Annotated in this window: 1 protein-coding gene; it reads right to left on the bottom strand. The window is 43.8% G+C overall.

Translation table 11 applies throughout. The annotated features are described in order from the left end of the window. Positions 1-261 precede the first annotated feature (261 nt). Positions 262-1,281 carry a hypothetical protein gene (locus DXA15_RS24920; protein WP_128135833.1) on the bottom strand — a complete coding sequence of 340 codons (1,020 nt, stop codon included), beginning with the start codon at positions 1,279-1,281 and terminating at the stop codon, positions 262-264. Positions 1,282-1,634: the final 353 nt, after the last annotated feature.

Raw genomic sequence — 1,634 nt, 5'->3', positions numbered from 1 at the left:
TGTAGACAGCGACCTGTTACACGAGGATCTGTCACTTCTGAAAAATAATTAGAGGTATTCATTTTGCAATGATAAACTTTTTAGAGGAATTTTGGTGCGGTCGCCCTGGGGATTATCCTGGTTTTTACAGTTAATTTATGCTGCTGCGGGAGAAGGCCAGATGCCTGTGACCTGCGGTGTAGAGGGTGCCTTCTTTTTCGTAAGGGATTTTACGCAGCATTATTTTCCAGATGTAATCGTAGAGTGATATAATCGGTGGGTTTATAGGGTTGTTTTTAATTTGCTTAGGTACAAATGTTGTTCTTCTATGTCGTAAGAGACGGCATATAGGTTTTCCTCATGGCTGTCTGTTACCAGGTAGACGACGGGGTTTTTTATCCGGAGGCAGGAGAGTAGCTTTCCGCTTTTGTCGAAGACTAATATTCCGTTTTCTTTCATCTGTTTTTCCGACAGGTATTGGCTGAAGGCGTAAATATGTTCTTTGCCGGCTGTGATGCATCCGAATCCCTCGTGGTGAAGGCTATCAAATTCGATGCGGTTGTTTACCCTTTGATACAGGAAGTCGGACGTTTGCTTTTCCCATTGTTTGGTCAAGCGCTCGTTTTCGTAAGAATAGGAGGCGATGTAACCGAAATAGGTGCTGGCGTATATGAACTGGTTGTCGTGCCGGGCCAGGTGTCCCTGAAAATAGTCGAGGTATTCCTGGTATTGATATTCCGTGCCGGCAACGGGATAATTTCCAAAGAAGTTGATTTCTTTGCTTTGCTTGTCTTTGTCGAAAACACTTAATAGCCCTTTGAGATAAGGGCCGAGACCGACAAACAATTTATCGCCTACCTTGAACGCTTCGCTGGGGGAGAATTTACCTAACCGCAGGCGGGTGAAATCGGCAATCGACATTTCTCCGCGGTCTACAGCGAGTTCGTAATAGACGTTGTTGGCCGGGTTCAGATATTCGAGTCGGGCCTGTAAATTCTTGTCGGGAGATATGACGATGGCGGTGTCTTTCTTCTTTAGCGTATACTGGTTCATTTCTTTGCCTGTAGTCTGAAAGATACGGATGGAGGAGGCATCCTGCGAGTTCAGCAGGCAGAGTAATGTATCGTTCAGCAGATGCAGAGGAGGAGCGAACAGGTCCGGGAGATCGGCCAATACCTCTTCTTCGATTGAGATTTGTGGGACTGCGTATGGGTTGATCTTTTCTAATCTCACTTCCGGCCCTGAGCAACTGCCGGCCAATAAACCTGCGAATAGAACAGATAAAATGTTTCTTTTAGCCATCTTTCTTTGATTTTTAATCCGGGACTAAAGATACGAAAAGTAAATCAAAGGGCAGGTCAATTGCATTGGAATAATTTGTCAATAATGAATCAATGTGTCGGTATGACAATGGGGATGTTATAGGTTCAAATATTATCAAAATTGAGCTATCTAATTATAAACTGGTTGTAACTGGCTCCCCTCTGGAGAGGGGGAAGGGGGTGTGTCATATCTTCACATATATAACTTGTCTTATCACAACCAATTAGCCATTACAGGTTTATTTGCCGTCTGCTTCAGCTGACGGTTTACAAGTTGTTTCTCTCTTTTGGCTTCAGCCACATTTCTCTTAGATATAGACCTGTAAAAAATGT

This window comes from Parabacteroides sp. AM58-2XD, from assembly GCF_003463685.1.
GTDB lineage: Bacteria > Bacteroidota > Bacteroidia > Bacteroidales > Tannerellaceae > Parabacteroides > Parabacteroides segnis.
Note: the sequence above shows the minus strand (reverse complement) of the source record. Positions and strands in the feature narration are given on the sequence as shown.